16 protein-coding genes are annotated in these 21,224 nt (G+C 62.4%); 6 read left to right on the top strand and 10 right to left on the bottom strand.

Features of this window, described 5'->3' with window-relative positions; translation table 11 throughout:
- Nucleotides 1-36: 36 nt before the first annotated feature.
- Entirely contained in the window at nt 37-729 is a 693-nt protein-coding gene (locus HY556_08655; GenBank protein ID MBI4393847.1) for an Ig-like domain-containing protein, read from the bottom strand.
- Nucleotides 730-1,138: 409 nt separating this feature from the next.
- The gene (locus HY556_08650) at nt 1,139-3,262 is read right to left on the bottom strand and encodes a S8 family serine peptidase (GenBank protein MBI4393846.1); all 2,124 of its coding nucleotides are present in this window, start codon (nt 3,260-3,262) and stop codon (nt 1,139-1,141) included.
- A 269-nt stretch (nt 3,263-3,531) separates the two neighbouring features.
- On the opposite strand from HY556_08650, the gene HY556_08645 reads away from it, so the two are divergent.
- Nucleotides 3,532-4,404, top strand: a complete 873-nt coding sequence (locus HY556_08645; GenBank protein MBI4393845.1) for a lamin tail domain-containing protein — start codon at nt 3,532-3,534, stop codon at nt 4,402-4,404.
- A 44-nt stretch (nt 4,405-4,448) separates the two neighbouring features.
- On the opposite strand, the gene HY556_08640 is transcribed toward HY556_08645, so the two are convergent.
- The 3 genes from HY556_08640 to HY556_08630 all read right to left on the bottom strand — a co-directional run bounded on the left by HY556_08640 (nt 4,449) and on the right by HY556_08630 (nt 7,483).
- Nucleotides 4,449-4,949: a hypothetical protein gene (locus HY556_08640; GenBank protein ID MBI4393844.1), complete on the bottom strand. Its 501-nt coding sequence runs from the start codon at nt 4,947-4,949 to the stop codon at nt 4,449-4,451.
- Complete coding sequence (locus HY556_08635) at nt 4,946-6,037, bottom strand: hypothetical protein (protein MBI4393843.1); 1,092 nt, start codon at nt 6,035-6,037, stop codon at nt 4,946-4,948. The genes HY556_08640 and HY556_08635 overlap by 4 nt, the downstream gene beginning before the upstream one ends.
- A 249-nt stretch (nt 6,038-6,286) precedes the next feature.
- Nucleotides 6,287-7,483, bottom strand: a complete 1,197-nt coding sequence (locus tag HY556_08630) for a S8 family serine peptidase (GenBank protein MBI4393842.1) — start codon at nt 7,481-7,483, stop codon at nt 6,287-6,289.
- A gap of 885 nt (nt 7,484-8,368) precedes the next feature.
- Here HY556_08630 and HY556_08625 point away from each other — a divergent pair.
- The 3 genes from HY556_08625 to HY556_08615 all read left to right on the top strand — a co-directional run bounded on the left by HY556_08625 (nt 8,369) and on the right by HY556_08615 (nt 14,907).
- A complete protein-coding gene (locus HY556_08625) occupies nt 8,369-9,808 on the top strand; it encodes a right-handed parallel beta-helix repeat-containing protein (protein MBI4393841.1) in 1,440 nt (479 codons plus the stop codon).
- Between the two features lie 1,529 nt (nt 9,809-11,337).
- Nucleotides 11,338-13,215, top strand: a complete 1,878-nt coding sequence (locus HY556_08620; GenBank protein MBI4393840.1) for a CocE/NonD family hydrolase — start codon at nt 11,338-11,340, stop codon at nt 13,213-13,215.
- A gap of 96 nt (nt 13,216-13,311) precedes the next feature.
- Nucleotides 13,312-14,907 carry an exo-alpha-sialidase gene (locus tag HY556_08615; GenBank protein MBI4393839.1) on the top strand — a complete coding sequence of 532 codons (1,596 nt, stop codon included), beginning with the start codon at nt 13,312-13,314 and terminating at the stop codon, nt 14,905-14,907.
- Between the two features lie 27 nt (nt 14,908-14,934).
- On the opposite strand, the gene HY556_08610 is transcribed toward HY556_08615, so the two are convergent.
- Together HY556_08610 and HY556_08605 are read right to left on the bottom strand one after the other, a co-directional pair.
- On the bottom strand, nt 14,935-15,699 hold the full coding sequence (locus tag HY556_08610) for a 16S rRNA methyltransferase (protein MBI4393838.1): 765 nt from the start codon (nt 15,697-15,699) through the stop codon (nt 14,935-14,937).
- Nucleotides 15,700-15,819: 120 nt separating this feature from the next.
- A complete protein-coding gene (locus tag HY556_08605; GenBank protein ID MBI4393837.1) occupies nt 15,820-16,254 on the bottom strand; it encodes a thrombospondin type 3 repeat-containing protein in 435 nt (144 codons plus the stop codon).
- Between the two features lie 268 nt (nt 16,255-16,522).
- On the opposite strand from HY556_08605, the gene HY556_08600 reads away from it, so the two are divergent.
- Nucleotides 16,523-17,137, top strand: a complete 615-nt coding sequence (locus HY556_08600) for a hypothetical protein (protein ID MBI4393836.1) — start codon at nt 16,523-16,525, stop codon at nt 17,135-17,137.
- A gap of 65 nt (nt 17,138-17,202) precedes the next feature.
- On the opposite strand, the gene HY556_08595 is transcribed toward HY556_08600, so the two are convergent.
- The 3 genes from HY556_08595 to truA all read right to left on the bottom strand — a co-directional run bounded on the left by HY556_08595 (nt 17,203) and on the right by truA (nt 20,165).
- Nucleotides 17,203-18,090: a hypothetical protein gene (locus HY556_08595; protein ID MBI4393835.1), complete on the bottom strand. Its 888-nt coding sequence runs from the start codon at nt 18,088-18,090 to the stop codon at nt 17,203-17,205.
- 92 nt (nt 18,091-18,182) lie between these two features.
- On the bottom strand, nt 18,183-19,241 hold the full coding sequence (locus HY556_08590; GenBank protein MBI4393834.1) for a formate--phosphoribosylaminoimidazolecarboxamide ligase: 1,059 nt from the start codon (nt 19,239-19,241) through the stop codon (nt 18,183-18,185).
- Between the two features lie 66 nt (nt 19,242-19,307).
- Complete coding sequence (gene truA, locus HY556_08585; protein ID MBI4393833.1) at nt 19,308-20,165, bottom strand: tRNA pseudouridine(38-40) synthase TruA; 858 nt, start codon at nt 20,163-20,165, stop codon at nt 19,308-19,310.
- Nucleotides 20,166-20,238: 73 nt separating this feature from the next.
- On the opposite strand from truA, the gene HY556_08580 reads away from it, so the two are divergent.
- Nucleotides 20,239-20,949 (top strand): hypothetical protein, encoded by a 711-nt coding sequence (locus HY556_08580; GenBank protein MBI4393832.1) that lies wholly within the window; start codon nt 20,239-20,241, stop codon nt 20,947-20,949.
- Nucleotides 20,950-21,224: the final 275 nt, after the last annotated feature.

The raw sequence follows: 21,224 nt of genomic DNA, 5'->3' as shown, positions 1-21,224 counted from the left end.
AAAGGAAGAGGGGGCCATCGGGCCCCCTTGGGGTCTCTACGGAAGAATAACGACTTTCAGCGTTTTCTCGGCTTGGTGACCGGCGTTGTCGAACGCCCGGATCGTGAACGAGTGTTGACCGACCATGGCATTCGTCGCGTCCCAAGTGTACGAGTACAGGCCGCCAGTCGACGCGCTGAAAACGACGACGACACCGTCCAATAGGAGGCGGACGTTCTTCAATCCGCTCGCCGGGTCCGCGGCTTCCGTCTGGAACGTGATGTTACCGCGCGATAGAACGGCGGTCCCGGAGTCGGAGATGTCATCGGGCGCAATGATCGCGAGCAGTGGGGCCGCAACGTCAATGCTCACGTTGTTCCACTTCTCGGTCTCCACGTTCGTCTCATTGTCCACGGCCCAGAACTTGAACGTATGCGACCCCTGCGTGCCAAATGCCGGCCGCGCCGCGTCGTCGTACAGGGTCGTCGCGCCGCCATCGGCGACGTAGTAGATGGCAACGACGCCGGAGAGGTCGTCTGTCGCCGTCAGTTGGATCGTGACCGAGCCCGTGTACCAACCTGCGAGACCGACGGTCCCGTTGACGGTCGCCGAAGAGGTCGGCGCCGTGGTGTCGTGGCTTGCCCCGACTAGACCTGAAAGTCCCAACCCGGCCGTGATCATTGAGATCGCGACGATTGCGTTTATCGATCTCGCTTGCGCTGATTGTAGTCTGCGTTGTCTTGCCGTCATCTCTTTCTCCACCTTGCGGTGCTGGCACCCCGAAATCGCGGGTGTCTGCGAAACCGGCGGCGTGGGCCGCCGGCAACGGCGCGCCTCCCGGCGCACGTTGCGTGCATCAATGGTCGCGAGATTAACCTTTGTGGCGAGGTGGAAGCAAGACGATCGAAAGAAATTCGCCCCGGTCGATGCTGCTACGGTCTCCTGATTGACATTTGTTGGCGGAGGCAAGAGAATCATCGGCCCGGCCACTGGCTTCCGTCCGATGACTGCAAGGCTTCGGTTCGCTGGCGAGGGATCAGCGTTCGGCATGGATCGCCTGAACCGTATGCTTCACGGACGTTCCACCTGAGGCCCATCGCTACATCAAAAAAAAGAAAAGGAAAATGGGGGCGACATCGCCCCCCGACGATCTTCCCCGCTAGTTCAGGTGGAAGACCATGCTGCTTCCCGTGGCACCGTTGTAGCCGCCCACCTGTATGCGGTAGGTGACTCCGGCGGTCGCCGTCCACGTCACGCGGCTGTCGAGGTCGCTCCCCGAGATGTCGTCGTTGCAGCCGACGTTCGTCAACGCCGTCAAGGACGAGCCCGTGTAGACCGCGACGACGGTGTCGAAGTTCGAGCCCATCGTGTCCGCAACACGGGTCCCCGTCGTCGCCGGCGTGTAGGTGTACCACACCGTCGCGCCGATCGATCCACAAGGCCGCGGCTCGCCCGTCTCAAGGGTCGCTCCCACGGTGCTCTTCGTCTGCGTATAGGGGATCGAGGTGATCCCGACCGCAGTCGAGAAGCAGTTCCCGGTCGGGCCGCTGCAGGCCGCCGGCGCGACGACGCGCATCACGAGCGTCGTGCCCGTGGCACTGGCGTAGCCTCCCGCCTGGATGCGGTAAGTCGTTCCGGCCGTCACGGAGCTGACGATCCTCGAATCGAGGTCGGTGCCCGAGATGTCGTCGTTGCAGTTGAGGTTCGTCAAGGCCGTCAAGGACGAGCCCGTGTAGACCGCGAGGACGGTGTCGAAGTTCGAACCGGCCGTTTCGAAGGTCGCAGTGCCCGAGGTCGTCGGCGTCCAGTTGAACCAGACGGTGCCGCCGATGCTTCCACATGGGGCTGGCTCACCGGTCTCCGTGGTCGCTCCGACGCTCGATTGCGTTATCGTCTGTCCGCCGGCAGACATCGTCGTGGCGCTCGCGAAGCAGTTGTTCGCGGGGCCGCCGCTGCAACCCGAAGGCGCGTTGAACTCGTCGGTGTCGGAGGTCGACGTGCAGCCCGGATCCGCCGGGTAGTCCGTAAGACCGTCGCCGTCGTTGTCGAGTCCGTCGCCACAGGCAGCAGCAGGCGGGGGTCCGCCTGCGGTCGCCGCGTCCGCGTTGATGCGGCCGTAGCCGAAGTCCGTGTCCCATCCCGCGGGGCCGAGGTCGACCGCCGTCGTCTTAAGGCGGTTGTCGACGTCCGCGAACGTCCAGCCCGGGTTCTGCGCCTTGAGAAGCGCCGCCGTGCCCGCGACGTGGGGCGTGGCCATGGAGGTTCCGGAGAGCGTCTGGTAAGTGCTCACACCCCCGCCGAGCGAGAGGATGCTCGAACCGGGCGCGGATACGTCCACCTCGCTGCCTTCGCTGGAGAACGAGGACTGCGTGTCCGTCGAGGTCGTCGAGGCGACGATGATGGTGACCGTCGGCTTCGACTTCCACGGCTGGCCAACGCAGTTAGTGCATGGACCCGAGTTACCCGCCGCCGCAATGTGGATAACACCGCCGTCGTGCGCGTACTGTATCGCGTCGTTGATGAGGGTGTCGACACCGCCGCCACCCCATGAGTTGCTGCTTATGTGGCCGCCTTGGTCACGCACGAAGCGCAGCGAGTTCGCGAGCATGCTGGAGCTCGCCGAACAGCCCACGCCGCCGAGGCCTTTGATAGGGAGAATCGAATGCTGCGACATCCCCGCAATCCCTTTCGCGTTGTTGATCGTTGCGCCGGCCGTTCCGCTCGTGTGGCTCCCGTGGTAGCTGCAACCGGACTCGTCGTTCGGGGTCGCGTCGTTGTTCACGAAATCCCAGCCGGCGAGTAGTCGAGAGCCGACGACGTCTTCGTGCGTCGCGAATATCCCGGAGTCGATCATGCCGACCTTGACGCTTGTCGAGCCGAGGGTCCGATCCCATGCGGCCTCCGCACCGATCTTCTTGGAGCCCCAGTGGCCTGCGGCGCTGTACTGCGTGTCGTTCGGGACGAAGTTCAAGTGCGCGTAGTTCGGATCGTCGAATTGGACGTAGCGCACCGCGTCGTCAAGGGTGACTCGCGCTTGGAAAAGCGCCGGGTCATCGACTTCGACGATGATGTAAAGGAGTTCATGGTCCACTGCGAGGATGGGTTCGCCCATGTACTCCTGGCCGGCTTTCAGGAACGGGTCCTTGTAGAAGCCGACGATGTAATTCCCGGGTGTCAACGCGTCTCCGATGAGCCCCTCATCAGGAAGCGCTTGCGCGGGAAGGATTCCGACCACCAGCAAAACAGCTGCCGCCAATGTTCCGTTCTTCACTCCATTCTTCAAGTTTTCACCTCGGAATGGTGCAGCGATGCTGGAGCGCCCGCTCCCCCTTTAGGCAAGAAGTCGAACCAACCTCCCGCACCAACCCCGCTACGAGAATCGCAGCACCCCGTCATAAGGCAGACTGGCGGAGAGAAACCGGGTTTCCCGGCGCAACTGATGCAGTTGAAACGGCTACCCGGAAGATTGACGGGTGGAGGACGTTCCCCCGACCGGCCGGCTTTACCCGAAAAACCGTTTTAAGGCTCAGCGCGCATCAGGTGCCGGGAGGCATGCTCGACCGAGGGATTCCGGTGCTCGCGGTAACGCTATTCTTGGGTCCCAGCGTAGCGGCGGTGGGTCTCGACGAGGTTCCCGTGTATGCTGACCAGAGCGGCCACTTCTTGGCCGGTCTGCTCGTCGAGGGCGTCGAGCCCGTGAACCTCGCGCGTTTTCCGATAAGCGTAGACCAGTGCCATCGGAACATCCGGTTCGATCTCCATTACGAGCCGAGCGAATTCGTCGTGGGCGAAGACAGCCCTTCGGCTAGCATCGCGTTCCGGTTCCTCGTCGAACTCATCGACTCAACCGGTGCCGAGGTCGGGAATCAGAGCGTGACCTCGCCCGGCTTCGGTAAGTTCCTGGCGACCGCCCCGGCAGGCGGCGATTACACGATCGACCTCACAATGTTGGTGGGAGCGGATGCCACGTGGAACCTTACGATCAAGGGCCAGAACGTGCTTCGCCACGCGCCGACTGTTTGGGAGCCCGCGTGCGCCATGGTCCGCATCAACGAAGTGGAAGCGAACCCAGACGGCGGCGACGCGGGAAACGAGTGGCTTGAGCTTCACAACGAGGAGTTCTCGGAAGTCGATGTGTCGGGGTGGGTCGTAAGGGCGCTCCACGGCGAACAGAAGATCCTCTTACTTCCACAAGGGGCGACCATTCCGGCCGACGGATTCCTGCAGGTGAACTTCACGGAAGGACAGTTCCTTGACAATGTAAACGAGACCGTCGTCCTCACGAACCTCTGGGACGTCGAAGTGGACAGGACGGCGGTGCTGAACGACACCGCCAACGATCCGCGGACCAACCAATGGGTGGAGCTTCCAGACGTTTCGTACGGCTGGGACTTCAAGACCGGGACGCCAGGCGCGCAAAACTAGGCCGACCGGGGAAACCCTTTCGGAAACGGTGGACTCATCCACAATCACTCGCGGCGTCTGCCGAGGAGTTCGATGGATGCTATGATGATGAGAAGCCAGACGATGGACACGGCAAGCTCTGGCGCCAACCCCCCGCGGCTTTCCGAGCGACGGACGGTGAACTCCCATCCCGCGGTCGTCACCTCTCCGGGTTCATCGTAGAACTCCAGCGTCACGTTGTGCTTGCCGATCTCCAGTATCCGAGGCGGGAGGACGAAGAAACCGTTGGGCCCCACGGCGGCTCCCGATGTGACGTTACGCCCGTCGAGGATGATGACTGTGCGCGCCGGGACCGCGTCCCCTTCGAATGTGTAGTTGGCGAAGATGGCAAGAGGCGTCCCCACGTAAGTCTCGCCGGGCTCGGGGCTCTGCCCAAGGAAATGCACGTCGAAGCTCTTCGCGCTCGCAGGGACTGCGCCGACGATAAGCGACGTCGCAGCGGCGATGGCGATGATCCGAGACGTGAGAAGGCTACGTGGTCCCCGATCCCGGGCGCCTCGCCTCACACGCGCCGCCTGAGAACGGTCGCTGCGCACGCGAGCGCCGAAGCGAGGAGGGCGACTTCGAATCCTGGCACCCGTTGCGGTTCGACCGTAAAACGCCAGATCACGCGCAGGAACCCACCGGCCGAATCGGTCACATCGAGACTTGCCTTGTGGAGGCCAGCTGCGAGCGCCTTGTCCGGCACGTACGTGAAGTTCGCCCCATCGAACGTGCTGTTCGGCGTGTACTCCTTGAGGTCGAGTATGAGGCGGACATCGCCGTGTACGAGCGGCACGTTGGGGCTTACGACCCGCGCGCGGATCGCGTCTGGGCTCTTTGGAAGGGACGCATTGTCCTCTGGGAACAGGCTCAGGAGGATCGGAGGCGGTGGCGTGGGCTTACGCGCCGTGGTCATCGTGAGCACCTCGCTTTTCACGTGGTTCATCGAGAAGTCCCAGAATTCGATCGTGAAATCGTACGTGGTCGCCGGTTGGAGGCCTTGGACGGGGAAGTTCTGGCGGCGCGCGGGAAACGGCGTGGGGTTGATGACGTACTCGCCTCCTGCCATGGGACGAATGAGAAGGTCGGCGAGCGCCGGTTCCGTCGTGTTCGTGACGATGAGGAAAGAGTAGTGCGTGATGTTCGTGATCTCCCCCAGCGTGTACCCCGGCGGTGTCGTGTCCTTCTCGAAAAGGAGAGTGCGCGCCGACGTGACGGTGTTGGGGGCGAACGAGAAGAGGAACACCTGCCGGTCGACGGTCCCCGTCACGTTCGTGAAATTCTCGTCCTCACGGGCCCCGTCCGTCGGGTCGCCGTGCCACTCGGCGAAGTAGGTGCCGTCGATCTTCGGGAGCGGCTGGCGCGGGTGCGTCACGTTCCAAAAGCCCTCGAACGTGATGGAGCCGTTGATGCTTCCGAGCGCGTTGTCGAAGCGCCATTCAGACCGGGCGTCTGGCGTGTTGTCCACGGGACCCATCACCGAGGCGTCGCCGGTCGTGAAAGAGACAGCCCCGTCCGCGTCCACGGTGATATCGAAATCGCGCGCCGTCGCCTCCGAGGATGACAAGATAACGAGCGCGAGCGCGGCGGCGAACAATATCCTCGTGTCCATGAAGGCTCGCCTCTGGCGGCGGCGAGCCAACGGCGAGGGGATATAAAAAAGTGGGCGCGGACCGTGTTCCATCTCGTTGCCGGCGGAAGTCGTGATTCTTTCGGGCGCAATCCGATCGGCGCCGAGGCTAGCGAACGCGGGGCGTACGGCTATCATCGATAAAAAAAGGAAAAAGACGGCGCGAGCGTCTCGCCCGCGCCTTTCCCCTCCGCCTTCCAACTTCTACCTGCGCGGCAGAATCAGCCAGGCTTAGACGCAGCCTACCGCGAGGTTCGCCCTGATACGGCCCGCGCCGAAGGTGTCGTCCTCGCCGGCCGAACCTAGGTCGAGCGAGGTGCTCTTCAAGCAGCCCTCGACTTGGAGCTCCGTCCAGGTCGGGTGGAGCGTCTTGATGAGCCCAGCGACGCCCGTCACGTACGGGGTGGCCATCGACGTTCCCGACATGACATAGTAGCTATTGCCCGGCCCACCTGCGCTGCCGATGCCCACACCGGGAGCGGAGACGTCCGTCTGCGGACCCTTCGAGTTGAAGGAGGCGCCCGCATCATTCACGTCGGTCGCCGTCACGATGATGACGTTCGCTTCTTGTGGGAGCCAAGGCTGCCCTATGCAGTTGCTGCAGCCGCCGTTTCCGGCCGCTGCGACGAAGATCGTCCCCTGGCCGCGCGCCGTGTTGATGGCGTTGTTTATCGCGGTCGAGAACGCGCCGCCGCCCCAGCTGTTCGAGCTAAGGTGGCTCCCTTGGTTACCAGCTTCGTAGATCGCGTTTGCGATCCCCGTGGTCGAGGCCGCTAGGCAGTTCCCCTTGGTGCCGAAGATCTTGATTGACCGCAGCGTGACCTGTGCCGTGCCGGGGAAGCCCTTGGCGTTGTTGATCGTCGCCGCGACGGTTCCGCTCGTGTGCGAACCGTGCCAGCTGCAGCCCGAGTTGTCGTCCGGGGTCGCGTCATTGTTCTTGTAGTCGAAACCGTTCTGGAAGCGCGTCCCAGAGAGGTCCTCGTGGCCGATGACGCGGCCGGAGTCGAGGTGACCGTCCTTGATGGAGGTCGAGCCGAGGGTCGTGTCCCATGCGGTCGGTAGACCGATCTTGTTCATGCCCCAGTTCGACGAGTGGGCGACGTAGAAGTCGTTCGGCGAGAAGAAGAGCTGGTGGTCGGAGAAGTCGGTCTCGATCCACTGCACGTTCTCGTCGAGGTTCGCCTTCGCCTCGAATAGGTCGAAGTTCATCGTCTCTATGGTGATGAAGCCTCCCTGCGGCGTCGTGCTGACGACGCGCTCGCCAAGGTAGAGGTCCCCTTCCTTGATGTCGGGCATCTCGTAGAAGCCGACGATCCATCGTGTCGGGCCTGTCTCGGGCACGGTGGGCGTCCCTACGTCGGGAAGGGCCATCGCGGCCGGCACTCCAAGCATCGCTATCGCAACGAAGATTGACAAAGTTCTTTTCATGAGAATTTTCACTTTCGTTTGTTGATATCCGTTCGACGGTCCTTGCCGACCGTCGATAAGTGTTCTACGCTCCAGCCTCCAAACCCCGAATGGAAAGATGCGTACGACGCGCGGCTCCCACTAAGACGGCACGTGACCGACAGGAGCCTGGACATTCTCCAACCTCACCTCCAAATCACCCGCCCCCCGGCGGGTCACCCGAATATCGAAGGTCGGAAGATAAACGTTCCCGTGCCAACGGGACGGGGCCAGAATCGGATCACCGGATTTTCGCCGGGGCGCCCAATGACGGTCGCCATTTATGTGCGTGACGAATCGTCACCAGGTTTCGGCTTTGAAGCGCTCCAAAGGAAATGGTGGAGCCTGCGGATTGGGCCTGGTGCGGTGACCCCAACCACGGGCGGCGTCAACGCCGCACCCGCTCATTGGACTTGTGAGGCCTCAGTACGTGGCCCTTATCTCGTAGCTCACGCTCGCCGAGCCGGAGAACACCTTCACCCGGATTCCCCAACAGCGGCGGCCGGATCCGTGAGGGTGTACGACTCGCCGGTATCGCCCTCGTACCGCCTGCAGTCGTAGCCCGAGTCGGTCGGCTTGGCGCCGCCGTCATCGGTCACGGTGAGCGTCACCCTGTAGGTGCCGGCCGCTGAGCATCTGTGGCTCGTCGAAACGCCGATACGGCTGGTGTTGACGGGTAGACCGTTGACGGGCAGCCCGGCTGACTCGGCGACGCTGGTGCCACTGGACGCCCCAAGGCGTTGCGACGTTCTGTGCCCGCGTTCTTGACGATTGCCATGGGGCCTTTTGCCCCTAGGCCACAACACCATTTTTTGCATTCGCGCCCGAGCGCTCCTGGTTTCAACCTTGACGATCAAAGGACTGTCGATGTCCTCCCGCCCGGCGGTCATCCTTGCACTACTCGTGGCAAGCAGTGCCGCCGCCGCACTTCCCGTGGATCTCCTTTCCGTCACCCCAGAAGATCCTCTGGGCGCGGCGATAGACATCGACGCGGGGAAGACGAGCCATCACGCGCCGATCATCATCAACGGCGACGCCGAACTCCTCCTTGGTGACACCATCTTGAAAAACGGTGTCGGCGGCGGCAAGGGGACCGCGGACGATCCGTTCCGGCTCTCCGGGTGGACCGTCTCGGCAAGGGCCCAGGACGGGATCATCGTCCTCAACACGAGATTCCACCTCGTGATAAGCGACAACACCATAATCGACGGGAAGGACACCGGTGGACGGTACCGCTACTCCGGGATCGTGCTGGGGAACGCGGAGAACGTCACGATCGAGCGCAACATCCTTACGCGCGACTACCACGGGATACTCCTTCGAGGGGACGTGGAGGCGACGATCGGCTCGAACGTCATCCGGGAGAGCGAAGATGCGGGGATATCCATGTTCGATTCCACGGCGACCCTCGAAGGGAACACCATCACGCGTGCGGGCGCTTACGCCGTGGAGATCGACTCCAGTTCGCCTGGGACCTCCTCGCTCATCGCGCGCTCCAACACGTTGCGGGAAAACGACGGCGGCGTGAAGGCGAACGGCGCGATGCCGCTGGACATCTCTCGAAACGTCATTGAGGCGAACCTGGGCGAAGCGGTCTCGGTGTCGGAAACCAGCGACGCCCGTATCGCCGACAACCGCGTGAAGGAAAACGGTCAAGGCTTCGCCCTCCACGACGCGACCGGGAGACTCAAGGGAAACGACGTCTCGCGTAGCGCCGACGGCGTCGTTCTCGACGGCGGGAGCTTCCTCGTCGAGGCGAACAGCATCCACGACAACGAGCGCGGCATCACGATCGCTGATGGAAGCCACCGGATCGCGGAAAACGACATCTTCGACAACTCGGACGCTGGGGTGGTCGGTGGCAAACATTCGACCGAATTCGATCGCAACTGGTGGGGGACGGCTGATGGGCCCTCGGGAACCGGTGGCGGGCACGGGGACCGCGTCTCGGGCTTCGGCGAGGGGATCCCGTACGCCGATGAACCCTTGACGCCTCCGGGGAAGGCGCGCGGGAACACCGAGCGTAGCGCCGGTTACGGGGAAACAACAGGGAACAATCCGGTCACGACGGCGGCCTCGGACATCGTCACGTCCGCTTTCGATGCGGCGCCGGGCCTTCTCGCCGCCACGGCGCTCGCGCTCGGGACGGCGATGTGGATCGACAGAAGGCGGAACGCGGTTCAGGCCTTGCGTCGGGAAAACGTGACTGCCGCGAGTGCGGTGAGCATCACGAGCGGAAGCTCGAACCCGGGCACTCGCGCGGGTCCGTCGGAAAGTCCGAGTGGCGACGCCTCGCCCGAGGAGTAGGCGAGCGTCTTCGTGCGTGATGATCCGATGAGAAGCTGCGAATACGTTCCCGAGACTTCAATGGATCCCACGGGGGCCGCGCCGAGCGGAATCGTCAGCGTCGTGGTCGCGCCCGGCGCCAAGCGTTCGTCGCCGTTCAAGCCGCCAGAAGACACGTATTGGGCTTGACCTCCCACCTTGACGGCCAAGGAAAGGTTTCGAGCTGGGCCCAAGCCGTCGTTTCTGAGCGTGAGGTTCAGCAGGGCGCCGGATCGTTCAGCCGATACCACGGTGAGGTTCGCTCCGTACTTCGGCGTGTTCGCGACGACCCATTTGAGGCCGTTGAACTGGTCCTTCAAGACACCCGTGAGCTCCTCGGGGTAGACCGGCACGGTCTGGTCCTCGTGGACCTCGAAGACGAACGCGGGGATACCAAGGCTTCCGTACGCGAAGTCCTCGGTGTCGCCGTCCGCGATGTAGAGTTCCGCCGACTGCATCGCGTCCACGCGCCCGTTGGTCGCGGCCTCGAAGGGCTTCTCCATCGCGACGAACATCTCGTGGTCCGGAGGGTCGTCGTTCGTGTAGCTCCAAGGCCAGTAGAACTCCGCTACACCCGTGTGCATCGTTACCCAGACGTCCCAGTCGTTCTTGGCCGCGAGCTCCGTGTTCGCCCTGATCTCCGATTCTGAGAGGGGTTGCGGCCCGTGGTAGTTCCCCGCCGTGATATCGGCGCTTGCCCCGTCGGTGCCCCACTCGTACGGGTAGTTCCTGTTGAGGTCCACCTGGTTGCCGTTCTTTCGCGTGTCGAGCATGTTCCCGTCGGGGTTCAACATCGGAGTTAGATGGAATTCGTTCTGGGCGAGGAGGTTCATCACCTCGGGGTCCTTCGCGTCGTAGCCGAGGACGAGGTAGTTGATGTAGAGGAAGACGAGTTCCACGCCCAGGACCTCGTTCCCGTGGTGGCCGCCGTCCATGTAGACTTTGTACTTGGGACCACAGGCGGCTCCTTCCGCCGAGGAGCCAGCGGACGAGCATCGCGAGTCCGCGAGGCCCGTGACTTTCATGTCGGTGAGCATTATGTGCCACAGGTCGAGGCCGAGCGAACTCTTTCCGATGGATTTCACGGTCGCAAGGTCGGGGTGCGCGGTCTCGATCGCGCGCAGTTCCTGCTCGACTTGCGGATAGTGATGGACCAATTGGGGCGCGGCGGACGCGGACGGCAAGGCGAGACTCCCGGCGATGAGCAGGAGGATTACGAGGATCGCCCCGGATTTCACAGGCCGAATGTCACCTGGGCCATACTTAATACTTATTGGAGCGAGGGCCATTGGCACTGGCCCGAGAGCCCGCGACAAGCGGCTGCCGCCATTCCACATGACCCGGTACCGTTTCCGCGACCCAACACAGGCCGCGAACAAGCGTCCGCTTCCACGGGCCGTGGCCGATGCGCAGGCTTGACGTGGCCCAATGTGCTCCAGGCCGACCACACGCTTGCACAACAAATTATAAGTGGCGCAAACCGGGCTTCCTTCCCGAGGACCAGTACTATAATGAGGATCGCAGGCGCCACCGCCCTGATGTTCGCACTCGCGCTTTCGGGCTGCATCTCGACACCCCAAGCCGCCCCCGACGCGAGAATCGACGTCGGAAGCAGCGCGATCTCTCTCCCGATCCACCGGATCCTTCCGGTTGAGCAGTCGTTCTTGAAAGCGTTCGACGGGATCGAACTCGATGTCGCGATTTTCAAGCCCGAAGTCCCTGACGGGACGAAGACCCCCGTCATCCTCGACCTCTCGCCGTACTACGGCAACTCCAATCTGGACAACACCACCGACACGGGGCTCGGCTTCCACGGTTTCATCGTCAAGTACTTCGTCCCCCGCGGCTACACGGTCGTCCATTCGAGTGTCCGGGGAACGGGGAACTCCGGCGCATGCTACGACTTCGGCGGCGAGAAGGAGCAGAAGGACGCACAACAGCTTGTCGAATGGCTCGGAAAACAACCTTGGTCGAACGGCCGCGTCGGAATGGTCGGCAAGTCCTACGACGGCACCACGCCCTGGGAGGCCGCCATCGGGGCGCCGGAGGCGCTGAAGACCATCGTCCCCATCAGCGGCATCACCGACATGTACCGCTACATGTACCGCGAAGGCATCTCATACTGGGGAAGCTCGGGCGGCGGAGTCCTCTTCCCGACTTATTACACGATGCTCATCGACTGGGATATGGGTTTTCCGCCAGTCAACGCGAACCCGAATTCGCCCGTGGCTTTCAGCCCGCACCCGAACCGCGCGGCCGAAAGCCTTTGCCCCGAAGTCGCAGAAAACCTGCCGAAAGGCTACACCACCGGTGTCGACGGCGACCACGATGCCTTCTGGGACGAGCGCGACTACTCTGGGAAACTCGGGAACGTCAAGGCCTCGGTGTTCCTCATCCACGGTCTCCAGGATTGGAACGTGAAGATAGACAACGCGATCCCCCAGTGGGACTCGATCAAGAGCCCGAAGAAGATGTGGCTCGGCCAATGGGCGCACGATTACCCGAACAACAACAGGTTCAACAAAGAATGGTCGAGAAGCGACTGGAATGAGACGTTGACCCGATGGTTCGACTACTGGTTGAAGGACGGCTTCTGCGGCTCGACCGGCGGGACGCCAAACGCGGACGGCTCTCCTTGCCAGGACAACGGCATAATGGACGAACCGGCCGTCCTCGTGCAAGACAACACGGGCCGCTGGCACACGGAATCGACGTGGCCACCCGCGCCGGTATCGGCTTTGGACTTGCACTTGACGCGCGGCGGCCTCAAACTCAAGGCCGAGGACGACCATGAGCCGATCAAGTTCAGGACCAACTTGGAGGAAGCGGGGCGCTACGAGACTGGTCAATCGATGATCCCCGACGCGCCCGTGGATGCACCCGACCGGCTCTTCTTCAAGAGCGACCCGCTCGACGCCGCGATGGCGTCCGCGGGCGAGCCCACGGTGAGTCTGTATCTCGCGATCAACCGCGACAACGCCCACCTGTCGCTCACACTCTTCGACGTCGCCCCCAATGGCACCATGAAGTGGGTGAACAAGGGCTTCCTTGATCTACGTCACCGCGAAAGCCGAGACAAGGGGACACCGATGGAGATGGACAAGGCGACGAAGATCACGTTCAAGATGTACGCGCAGGAGACGGTCTTCGAGGCCGGCCATTCGATCGGCCTATCGCTCAAGTCCGAAGACCCGGATTGGATCCTCGAAGAGGGGCGTTACACGGAATTCAGGCTCTACCCCGCCAAACCCCACGATGCATCGCTTCTCGGCGCACAAGGCTTCAGCCACGACGGGGCGGTCGAAGCTTCCATGGTGTCTCTGCCGATCGTTGCGGTCTCAGCCTACGTGGAAGCGCCGCCAATGGGCGCCGACATCGGACAGAATTAGAGAGAGCGCGGTCGGCGGGCCATATATAACCACGGCCGAGGTCGGGCAACCGGTGGTCAACAACCTTCTTAACAATGCAGCGGCTAGTTTTGCGTGATGAAACGTCAGGGTAAGGGGGGCATCAGTATTGGCATAGTCTTCATATTCATCGCGACGGCGTTCGCCGGCTGCGTCTCGAACGCGCCGACCCCGGACCTCGTCTCCGACCAGCTGTCCGGCGTGCCATCAACCGCTCCCACGGGGACCACCGTCCACAAGGCGACGGGGGCTCTCGACACGTCGGCGACAGTCACGACGGGCCCCTCGACCGATGTCCTGACCGAACTCATCCTTGCCAAGGGAATAGCACGTATCGTTCCCGCGCCCGTCGCCGAGCCCACTATCGGCGTCACGAAAAGCGGCGCCGTATTCATGTCCGCGCAAGGGGGCGGCCCGAGAATAATGCGCACCATCGACACGGGGCTCACGTGGAAGGACGTGTCGCCAAAGCTTCCCACCGGGCACACGGAACCCCCGGTCACCAACGATCCTTACGTTTATGTCGACCCGGCCACGGACCGCGTCTATAGCATCGACCTGCTCGGGACCGTCTGCGATTATCTGCGCTGGAGCGACGACGAGGGGAAGACTTGGGAGCGAAACCCCGCTGGCTGCGGCCTGCCCCCGGGTGTCCACGATCACCAGACGATAGTCGCCGCCAAACCCCGCACCGTCACGACGTCCGGATACGCGAGCGTCCTTTATTACTGCATCAACCAGGTGTATAGGAGTTCCTGCGCCACGAGCCTCGATGGCGGCGTCACGTGGGGTCCTCTCGTCACCGTGTGGCTCGGCTATCAGGCGGAGGACGCCGAGATCGATGCAAGCGACCCGCCGAACGGTGCCCTCAACGGAGCGTTGAACGGGCTCTGCGGCGGTCTCCATGGCCACCTCAAGGCGGCGCCCGATGGGACGGTCTACCTGCCGAAAGGCCAATGCGGCGTCCCGCAAGTCGCGGTCACCAAGGACGATGGGAAGACATGGACGATCCACACCGTGAGCGAAAAGGTGCCGATCGCCGGCCACGAGCTGAATCTCGCAGTCGACGAGGCCGGCAACCTTTACGCCCTCTGGGAGGGAAACGACGATGCCCTCGCTTACTTCGCCCACTCGTCCGACCAGGGGGCGACATGGAGCGACCCGATAATCGTGGGGGCCCCGCAGGTCAAGGGCCTTTCATACGCCACGATAGCCGCGGGCTCCGCCGGCCGCATCGCGTTCGCATACATCGGATCGGAACAGGATGACCCGTACAACCTCACGGGCGAGCGCACGCAAGACGAGATGCAAAAGGTTGCCTGGTACGCGTACATGGGCCTTTCGACGAACGCGCTCGATTCACAACCGACTATCGTCACCGTCACGCTCCATGAACCGGGCGACCCGGTGGCACGCGGCGGCGCGAACTGTGGCCGCGGTGTGCGCTGCGGCGGGAACACGGACTTCATCGACATCGTCATCGACACGGGAGGCCGGCCTTGGTCCTCGATCTCCGACAACTGCTACGAGAACTGCACGGCTCCAGACGCGACGCAAAACAGCCAAGGCAGCCGCGGGTTCGCAGGCACCCTTCTTACCGGGCCGAAGCTAAGAGGCGAGATGGGCGTGCTCGTGGAACTCGTCGCGGACCTTCCGAAGCAGCAGGAGCAGTAGGGAGCGATCTCGTCTCTTCCGGATCCGCTAGCGGAACCGCTCCCGATTCAATCCTGAGCCTTTCAAGGTCCCGCTCGCCTTCGCCGCGGTCCCCTCCGCCGGGCCCTTCGATCGGTCCAGTGCGATCCGTTCCCAATTGACTATGACCTCGGCGGCCACGACCCACGCGGACAAGGCGGAGGTGTGGAAGGAGAAAGTCTCCCCCGCGATCTTTGACACGTCGCTTCTGAACTCTCCCTTTGGAAAGCCTCCGATGACGATGCAGACGTTTTCGCTCGCCGACCCGACTTCCTCCAGGAATTCGTGGACCGCGACGCGTTTTCCCGCTTCTGACAGGACTATGACGCGGTCCGCCTTCGCGCGCTCCACCGCATCCACGAGCGTCACGTCCCTCTCCAACGTCATCAACGGTTCGCCTTCGCGGGGCACGCGCCCCACGTGGAACAACTGCTCGACGAGCCCCACGAAGCGGTTGTAGTTGCGCATAATGCGCGTCTTCGGGTCGACCGTGATGAGCATGTCGTCGCGCGTGTGGACGTAGACGCGTAGGCCCCCTTCGATGTTGAGGATCGAGTCGAGGGCCGTGAGGAGGAACAGGTGCACGATGTCGGGGCGCCCACGACGATCCCCGTCCGGGACGGATTCGAGGGCCTTGTGGTGAAGCGACGAATCGAGCATCAGCCACTCGCCCTTCTTCTGCGCCTTCTTGGAGTGGACGCGCACCGATGGATGCCCTGCTATCTGCGGCGGGACGCGTTCGAGTTCAGCATCCGCGAGGATGAGTGTGAGCACGCGCGGCCCACGCGCTCGCCACGGATTATCCTTTGGTCATCTGAGGAGGCGCGCCCGATTCGCGCCATTCGGGCGGAACGAGCCCCGACGGTCCACGTCGGTCAGATACACATGGATGCCCTAGTAGTTCTGCCAGTTCATCACGACGCAATCCACGTATTCCCTTGGAGTGAGCACACTCGGCGTTTCGCACGGGTCACACGCCGTACCGATTCCATCATTGTTACCGTCCTCCTGACCCGGGTTGGCCTCGTCCGGGCAATTGTCCACGGGATCGCCCACACCGTCGTCGTCAGCGTCGTTGGCACATGTGGTGCGCCCGGTATCTTGGTTGTACACCGGTACTTGGCCAAATTGGCCACAGAATTCGTGCCCATCCACGCAACGATCCTCGGGGTAAACCGTGAATACGTCCCCGGCCGGGCAGGTCGGAGGATCACATGCACCCGCGTCCGTATGCGTCCAACCTTCGCGGCAATGGTCGGCAAGGACACCGGGCGAAAAAGTCATCGTTCCGCACATGAGAAAAACCGCTACCAGAATTGTTCGCCCCATTCGAACCCCGGCGTTTCAATGCCACCGATATATATATATATCGGAAGACGGTGAAAAAATCGTGAACGGTGCGGGAACGGGCGTTCTAATCGTATTCTTGGTACTCATTATCCCAAGTCTAGGCGGGATCGCATCCGCAACGTCGAGTGAGCCCCAGATTTTGCACGACCCGGCGGGGGATGTAAGCGCCTTCCTAGTCACGCCTGTGAAACCTATTACGATTCCCTGGATTGCCTCTGCCGCGAAAGACTCTGTCGACATTCTAAGTGTGAACCTCGCACAAACGTCGTCGCGGGCAATACTGGAATTGAATCTGCGAGACCTCTCAAGCTTCTCGAATCAACGCAACGGCACCATGACCGATTCTTGGAGGTACCGAGCCTGGTACAAGAGCGCGGACTACACCTATTTGTTCGAGCTCTCTTTCGATGGCACCGTTCCCGTTGAGGAACGACGCACGGAGGGATTCACGGAACTTCATCGAAACCGCACGGAAGAGCGTGCGGAGAGTGCCGGATTCATAGGTTGGACGGCGCAACCGGAGGACAACAAGTTTGTGTGGGTGCTTCCGCTCACGCGCGCGAATTTCCCGTCCGACGAAATGAGGGAATTCAAGATTATTGCCTACCACAACACCGGCCAGCCCACCGGAAGTTACGAATTCCCGCAACCCAATGTGGAGTCCGACGCGGTTGAGGGAAAGTTCGAGGTTATTGTCCCGACCACCGACGATAGTCCGGCGGAGGGCCGCCTCGGCCCGGAAACGTCGGTCGCCAACGGCGACATCGACGGGGTAGCGCGAACTCCTGGTCCCGCGCTCCTAGTCGCACTCGCCGTCCCCCTTGGAGTCGCACTGTTTGCCCATCCTCGACGGCAACCATAGGACCGTAAGCGGGGCCATGGATCAAGGCCAAAAACCATGCCGCTCTTTGCTCGGCCTCGTATTCGTCACTCGTGGATTCCTGCGATGGTCCTTACTTTGAATGGGACCGGATTGGTCGCGGCGTCGATCTCGACGTCCAAGCCTTCAATGGCTGCGCCGGTCCTCACGACCGCGAGTGCAGCGCCACCGATCGCGCTGGTAGTGGTTCCGACTTGCGCTCCACCCACACGAACGGCCGCGCCGACCAAAACACGTGTGCCGCTCGCGGCCTCAATGCCAACAAGTTCGCGGTTCGTGTGCCCGAAGTTCTTGAGCCGCGCCATCGTTTCCTGTCCGACGAAACAGCCCTTCTTGTAATCTATGAGTCCCCCGAGCCCCAATTCCTGCGGGAAGTATTCGGGCACTATCTCGTGCCCGCCCCATGACACGCCGGCCTTGACCCGCGCGCGGTCAAAGTCCTCGCGCGAAACGACCACGGCGCCTGCTTTCGAAAGGCTCGCCTCAGTTGCGATATGCGCGTCGGGCCGGGCGAGGATGGTGACGACTCCGCGCGAGTCATGGATCCCCTTGAGGCCGGCCTCGGCCTTTTCGATCGTGTCCACGGTCTTTGAGCCGTAAAGCGTCATCGCGACCGCGTCGGCGAGCTCAAGCCTCGCCCGGGCGACACGGGCGTAACGACCGAGCTCCCTCGTGAGTTCCTCGACCGATTCGACGTCCGTCACTATCTCGACGGCCTCATCGCCGCCTAAGACATCGAAGACCGCAACGGGTTTGCCCTTCGGCGTGAGGAGGAGCGAAGTTGCGACCGAGCCGCCCGCGATCTTTTCGACGTCGTTTGACAGGATGTCTTGCAGTGTCTTCACGAGCCCCTTGCCCGTGAGTCGAAGGACCGCGCGGCATGACGCCTTCACCAGGAACGCGCCTTCTATCGCGCTCAACGAGGGAATCGGCATTCTGTCAAGACCCGATGGCCACGAATCTGTAATAACAGTTCGTACCGGGGGCGAGGCCCGCCGGGGGGTCCCTTCGATCGGATCGCCGCTGCCTAACTCACTACTTTGTCCAACGCATCCATCTTGACCGCGCGTTTCAGCTCTTGGGCGATACGCTTGCCTGTCGAAAGATCCGGCTCCACGAGGTCGCTGTAGGGGCTACCGGAGATGTAGATGTTCGTGCCGGCGACGATGCGGGCGGATATCTCGAACACCTTGAACTCCAATTTGTCCGTGACGACGGTTTCAAGGCAGAACGGTCCCACCATGCCGCCGAAGAGCTCTATCGAGCGCTCGACGGCGTTCGCGCCCATCTCGAAGACCTGCGGCAGGAGCGACTCGCGCATCACCATCGGCACGTTTCCCGTGACGACGAAGGTCGGCGTGATGCCCATCTTCTCCAATTCGTAGATGGAGCCGAGCCTGTGCGCCTCGTCGATGATGGATTCGTCGCGCCGGTCCATCGAAAGCATCTCCAATGATCCCTTTGAGAGGCGGTAGCCATCGGTGCGTAGCGGCGAATAGAAGTAGGAGATATAATAGCGCGTCCCGAGGACGAACTCCTGGATCGTGAACCGTTTCGTGAGATCGATCCTTTGCTTGAACTCCTCGTGGTTTCTGGCGATGAAGAAGCCGCGGCCGCCTTTCGCCCCGTCGTATTTCACGATGACCGGCTTGTTGATGTCTTTCGGATCGGCGATGACCTCCGGCATGCGAAGCCCCGCCGATTCGAGCCATTTACGCGACCGCTCGCGGTCGCTTTCCCATTGGAGCACCTTGCGGTTGCCGAACGTCGGGACCGGGACGCGCTCGAAGACGTCGGTCCCCATGTACTCGACGAGGCTCCCGTGCGGGACGAGGATCGCGTTCCTCTTCACGAGGTCCTTCTGGTACGCCTCGATGTCCTTGAGGCTCGCAACCGACAGAAACTCGTCGGGTCTCCCTAAGGGGAACGCGTCGTAGTATCGTGGAGGCTTTCCGACACAGAGGCCCAACGTGCGAAAGCCCTCCTTGCGGGCCCCGTTGAAGATTTGGAGCGACGAGTGCGAGCAGACGGTGGCGACCGTCAGTCTGTTCTTGTCGTAACGCGACAGGATCGAGGAGATATCCATGGAGCCACCGCTTTTGGGGGCCAAGGCGGTCCCCTTTTTTATATATTTGCGGCGCGGCGGGCCGCGCTAGAACGCGCCGATCTCCTCGAATACGCGTCCGGAAAGCGTCGCGGCGGCGAGCCGTCGTTGGATCTCCTCGCGGGCTCCGCGGGCGGCGCGCTCATCCGTCGTGAATGAGAAGTCGTATGCGACGTCCATGAGGATCAGCCCATCCGGGGGAGAAATGCCGAGATCCGCTTCGCGTTCGCGAGAGAGGGCGAGTTCGACCGTCTTCAGAGGAATGTCGCCGGCTGCCACGCGTCGCGCCGCCTCGACGATGCGACGCACCTGGTGCCAAAGGAAACTCTCGCCGACGAAGGTCGCCTCGACGAATCCGGAGCGTGGTACCGCGTTTATGGAATCGATCCTTCGCACCGGGTTGACACCCGGCTCGATCCGGGCGAAACTGGTGAAATCGTGCTCGCCGACGAAAACCTGGAGCGCGTCGTTGAAAGCGGTCGATAACGTTTCCGCGGCGGCCTTCGACCTTTCGCTGCGGGCCGGGGACAGGGCCCGCTCGTCAAGTATGTACTTATAGGTACGCGCCTTCGCGTGCCGAGGATTGAACGCCGACGGCCTTTCCGCGATCGCCCACACCCACGCGTCCCGCATGTTCGCGTTGATCGCCGACAGGAGTTCATCGCGGCGAAAGCCAGTATCGAACGCCGCGACGTTCCCAAGCGCCGAGACACCGCGGTCGGTCCTGCCCGCAAAAGCGAAGTGGGCGGCCTCGGCCGAATCGATGGCACCGACGGCGCCAAGCGACTCCAAGAGGTCCCCTTCAACGGTCCTAGCGTGCGGCTGGCGCTGGCTGCCGTGGAAAGCACTCCCCTGGTAGGCGAGTTTTGCCGCGTAGCGCACGCACTCCCCAACCGACGCCTCCACTTCATCTTTTTCGGTGGCCGGGCGAGTCTCAAACAATATTTAAGGGCATGGAGCACATCTCGCGGCCGGAAGAATGGCCGAACCAAGCGCTGCTGGAGGCGACGAACTCAAGACCCGCCTCGAAGCGGTAAACGCGGAACTGCGCCGCATCCAAAGCGAGGTCAAGCGGGATGCCGACTCGCTCGAACGCTTCCGCCAACGGCTCGACACGTCTTACCTCGACAGCCTCATGGCCCTCATCGACGGCCTCGAAGCGAGGGTCAACGAGGCGACGGGCGCCACAAGGACGGCCGAGGACCGCTCCGCCGCAGACCGCCGACGGCTCCAGGACGAGGAGGAGCGGCTCGTGAAACTCTGGGACATCTACAAGACGCAGGAGAAGGACGTGCGGTCGCTTCAAGAGAAGACGGCACGCCTTGAGGACGAGTTGAAGGCGAAGGACACGAACCTCTACGAGATCGAGGGCGTCATCAACCAGAAGGACACGAAGGTCCGATCGCTCGAGGAGGAGTCGAACGAGCTTCGCCGCAGACTCGCCGAGTTCGAAGGACTGAGAAGCGAGATATCCGAACTCGAACACTACAAGGCGGACAACAAAGACCTCAACTCCAAGATCGAGACCGAGCGCGAGAGGCTCGCGAAACTCTACACGGTCTACGAGGAGACGGAGGCGGAGAAGGAAAAGGTCTCTGCCGAACTCGCCGAGCTCAAGAAATGGTTCGAGGAGAACCGGCCCGCGATAGAGGCGCTCTCACGAGGATTGTCCCGTAGACCCGCCAACTAGGCGACGACCCCGCCGTGAATGTTTCCGTTTTCTTTGAGAAGAAATGTGGCCCGCCAGGTGACTCCGCAGCAACTTTTGCCGAAGCGCAAGCGAAGCTTGCGCTCGGCCCAGCGCAAACCCCGGTTTGCGCTAGGGCGAAAAGTCGCATCATCTCTATGATGAGGCGGCGTCCGTGGCAAGTAACCCCCTCACGCGCTTGTGAATGTATGGGCATTCATCTCTTCGCACTCGAATCGTGCATGAGGCGCTATTGCGCCCGGTCAATCCGCCCGTCT

The sequence above is a fragment of the Euryarchaeota archaeon genome (genome assembly GCA_016207515.1).
Classification (GTDB): Archaea; Thermoplasmatota; SW-10-69-26; order JACQPN01; family JACQPN01; genus JACQPN01.
The sequence above is the reverse complement of the archived record's forward strand: the minus strand, read 5'-3'. Positions and strand labels throughout refer to the sequence as shown.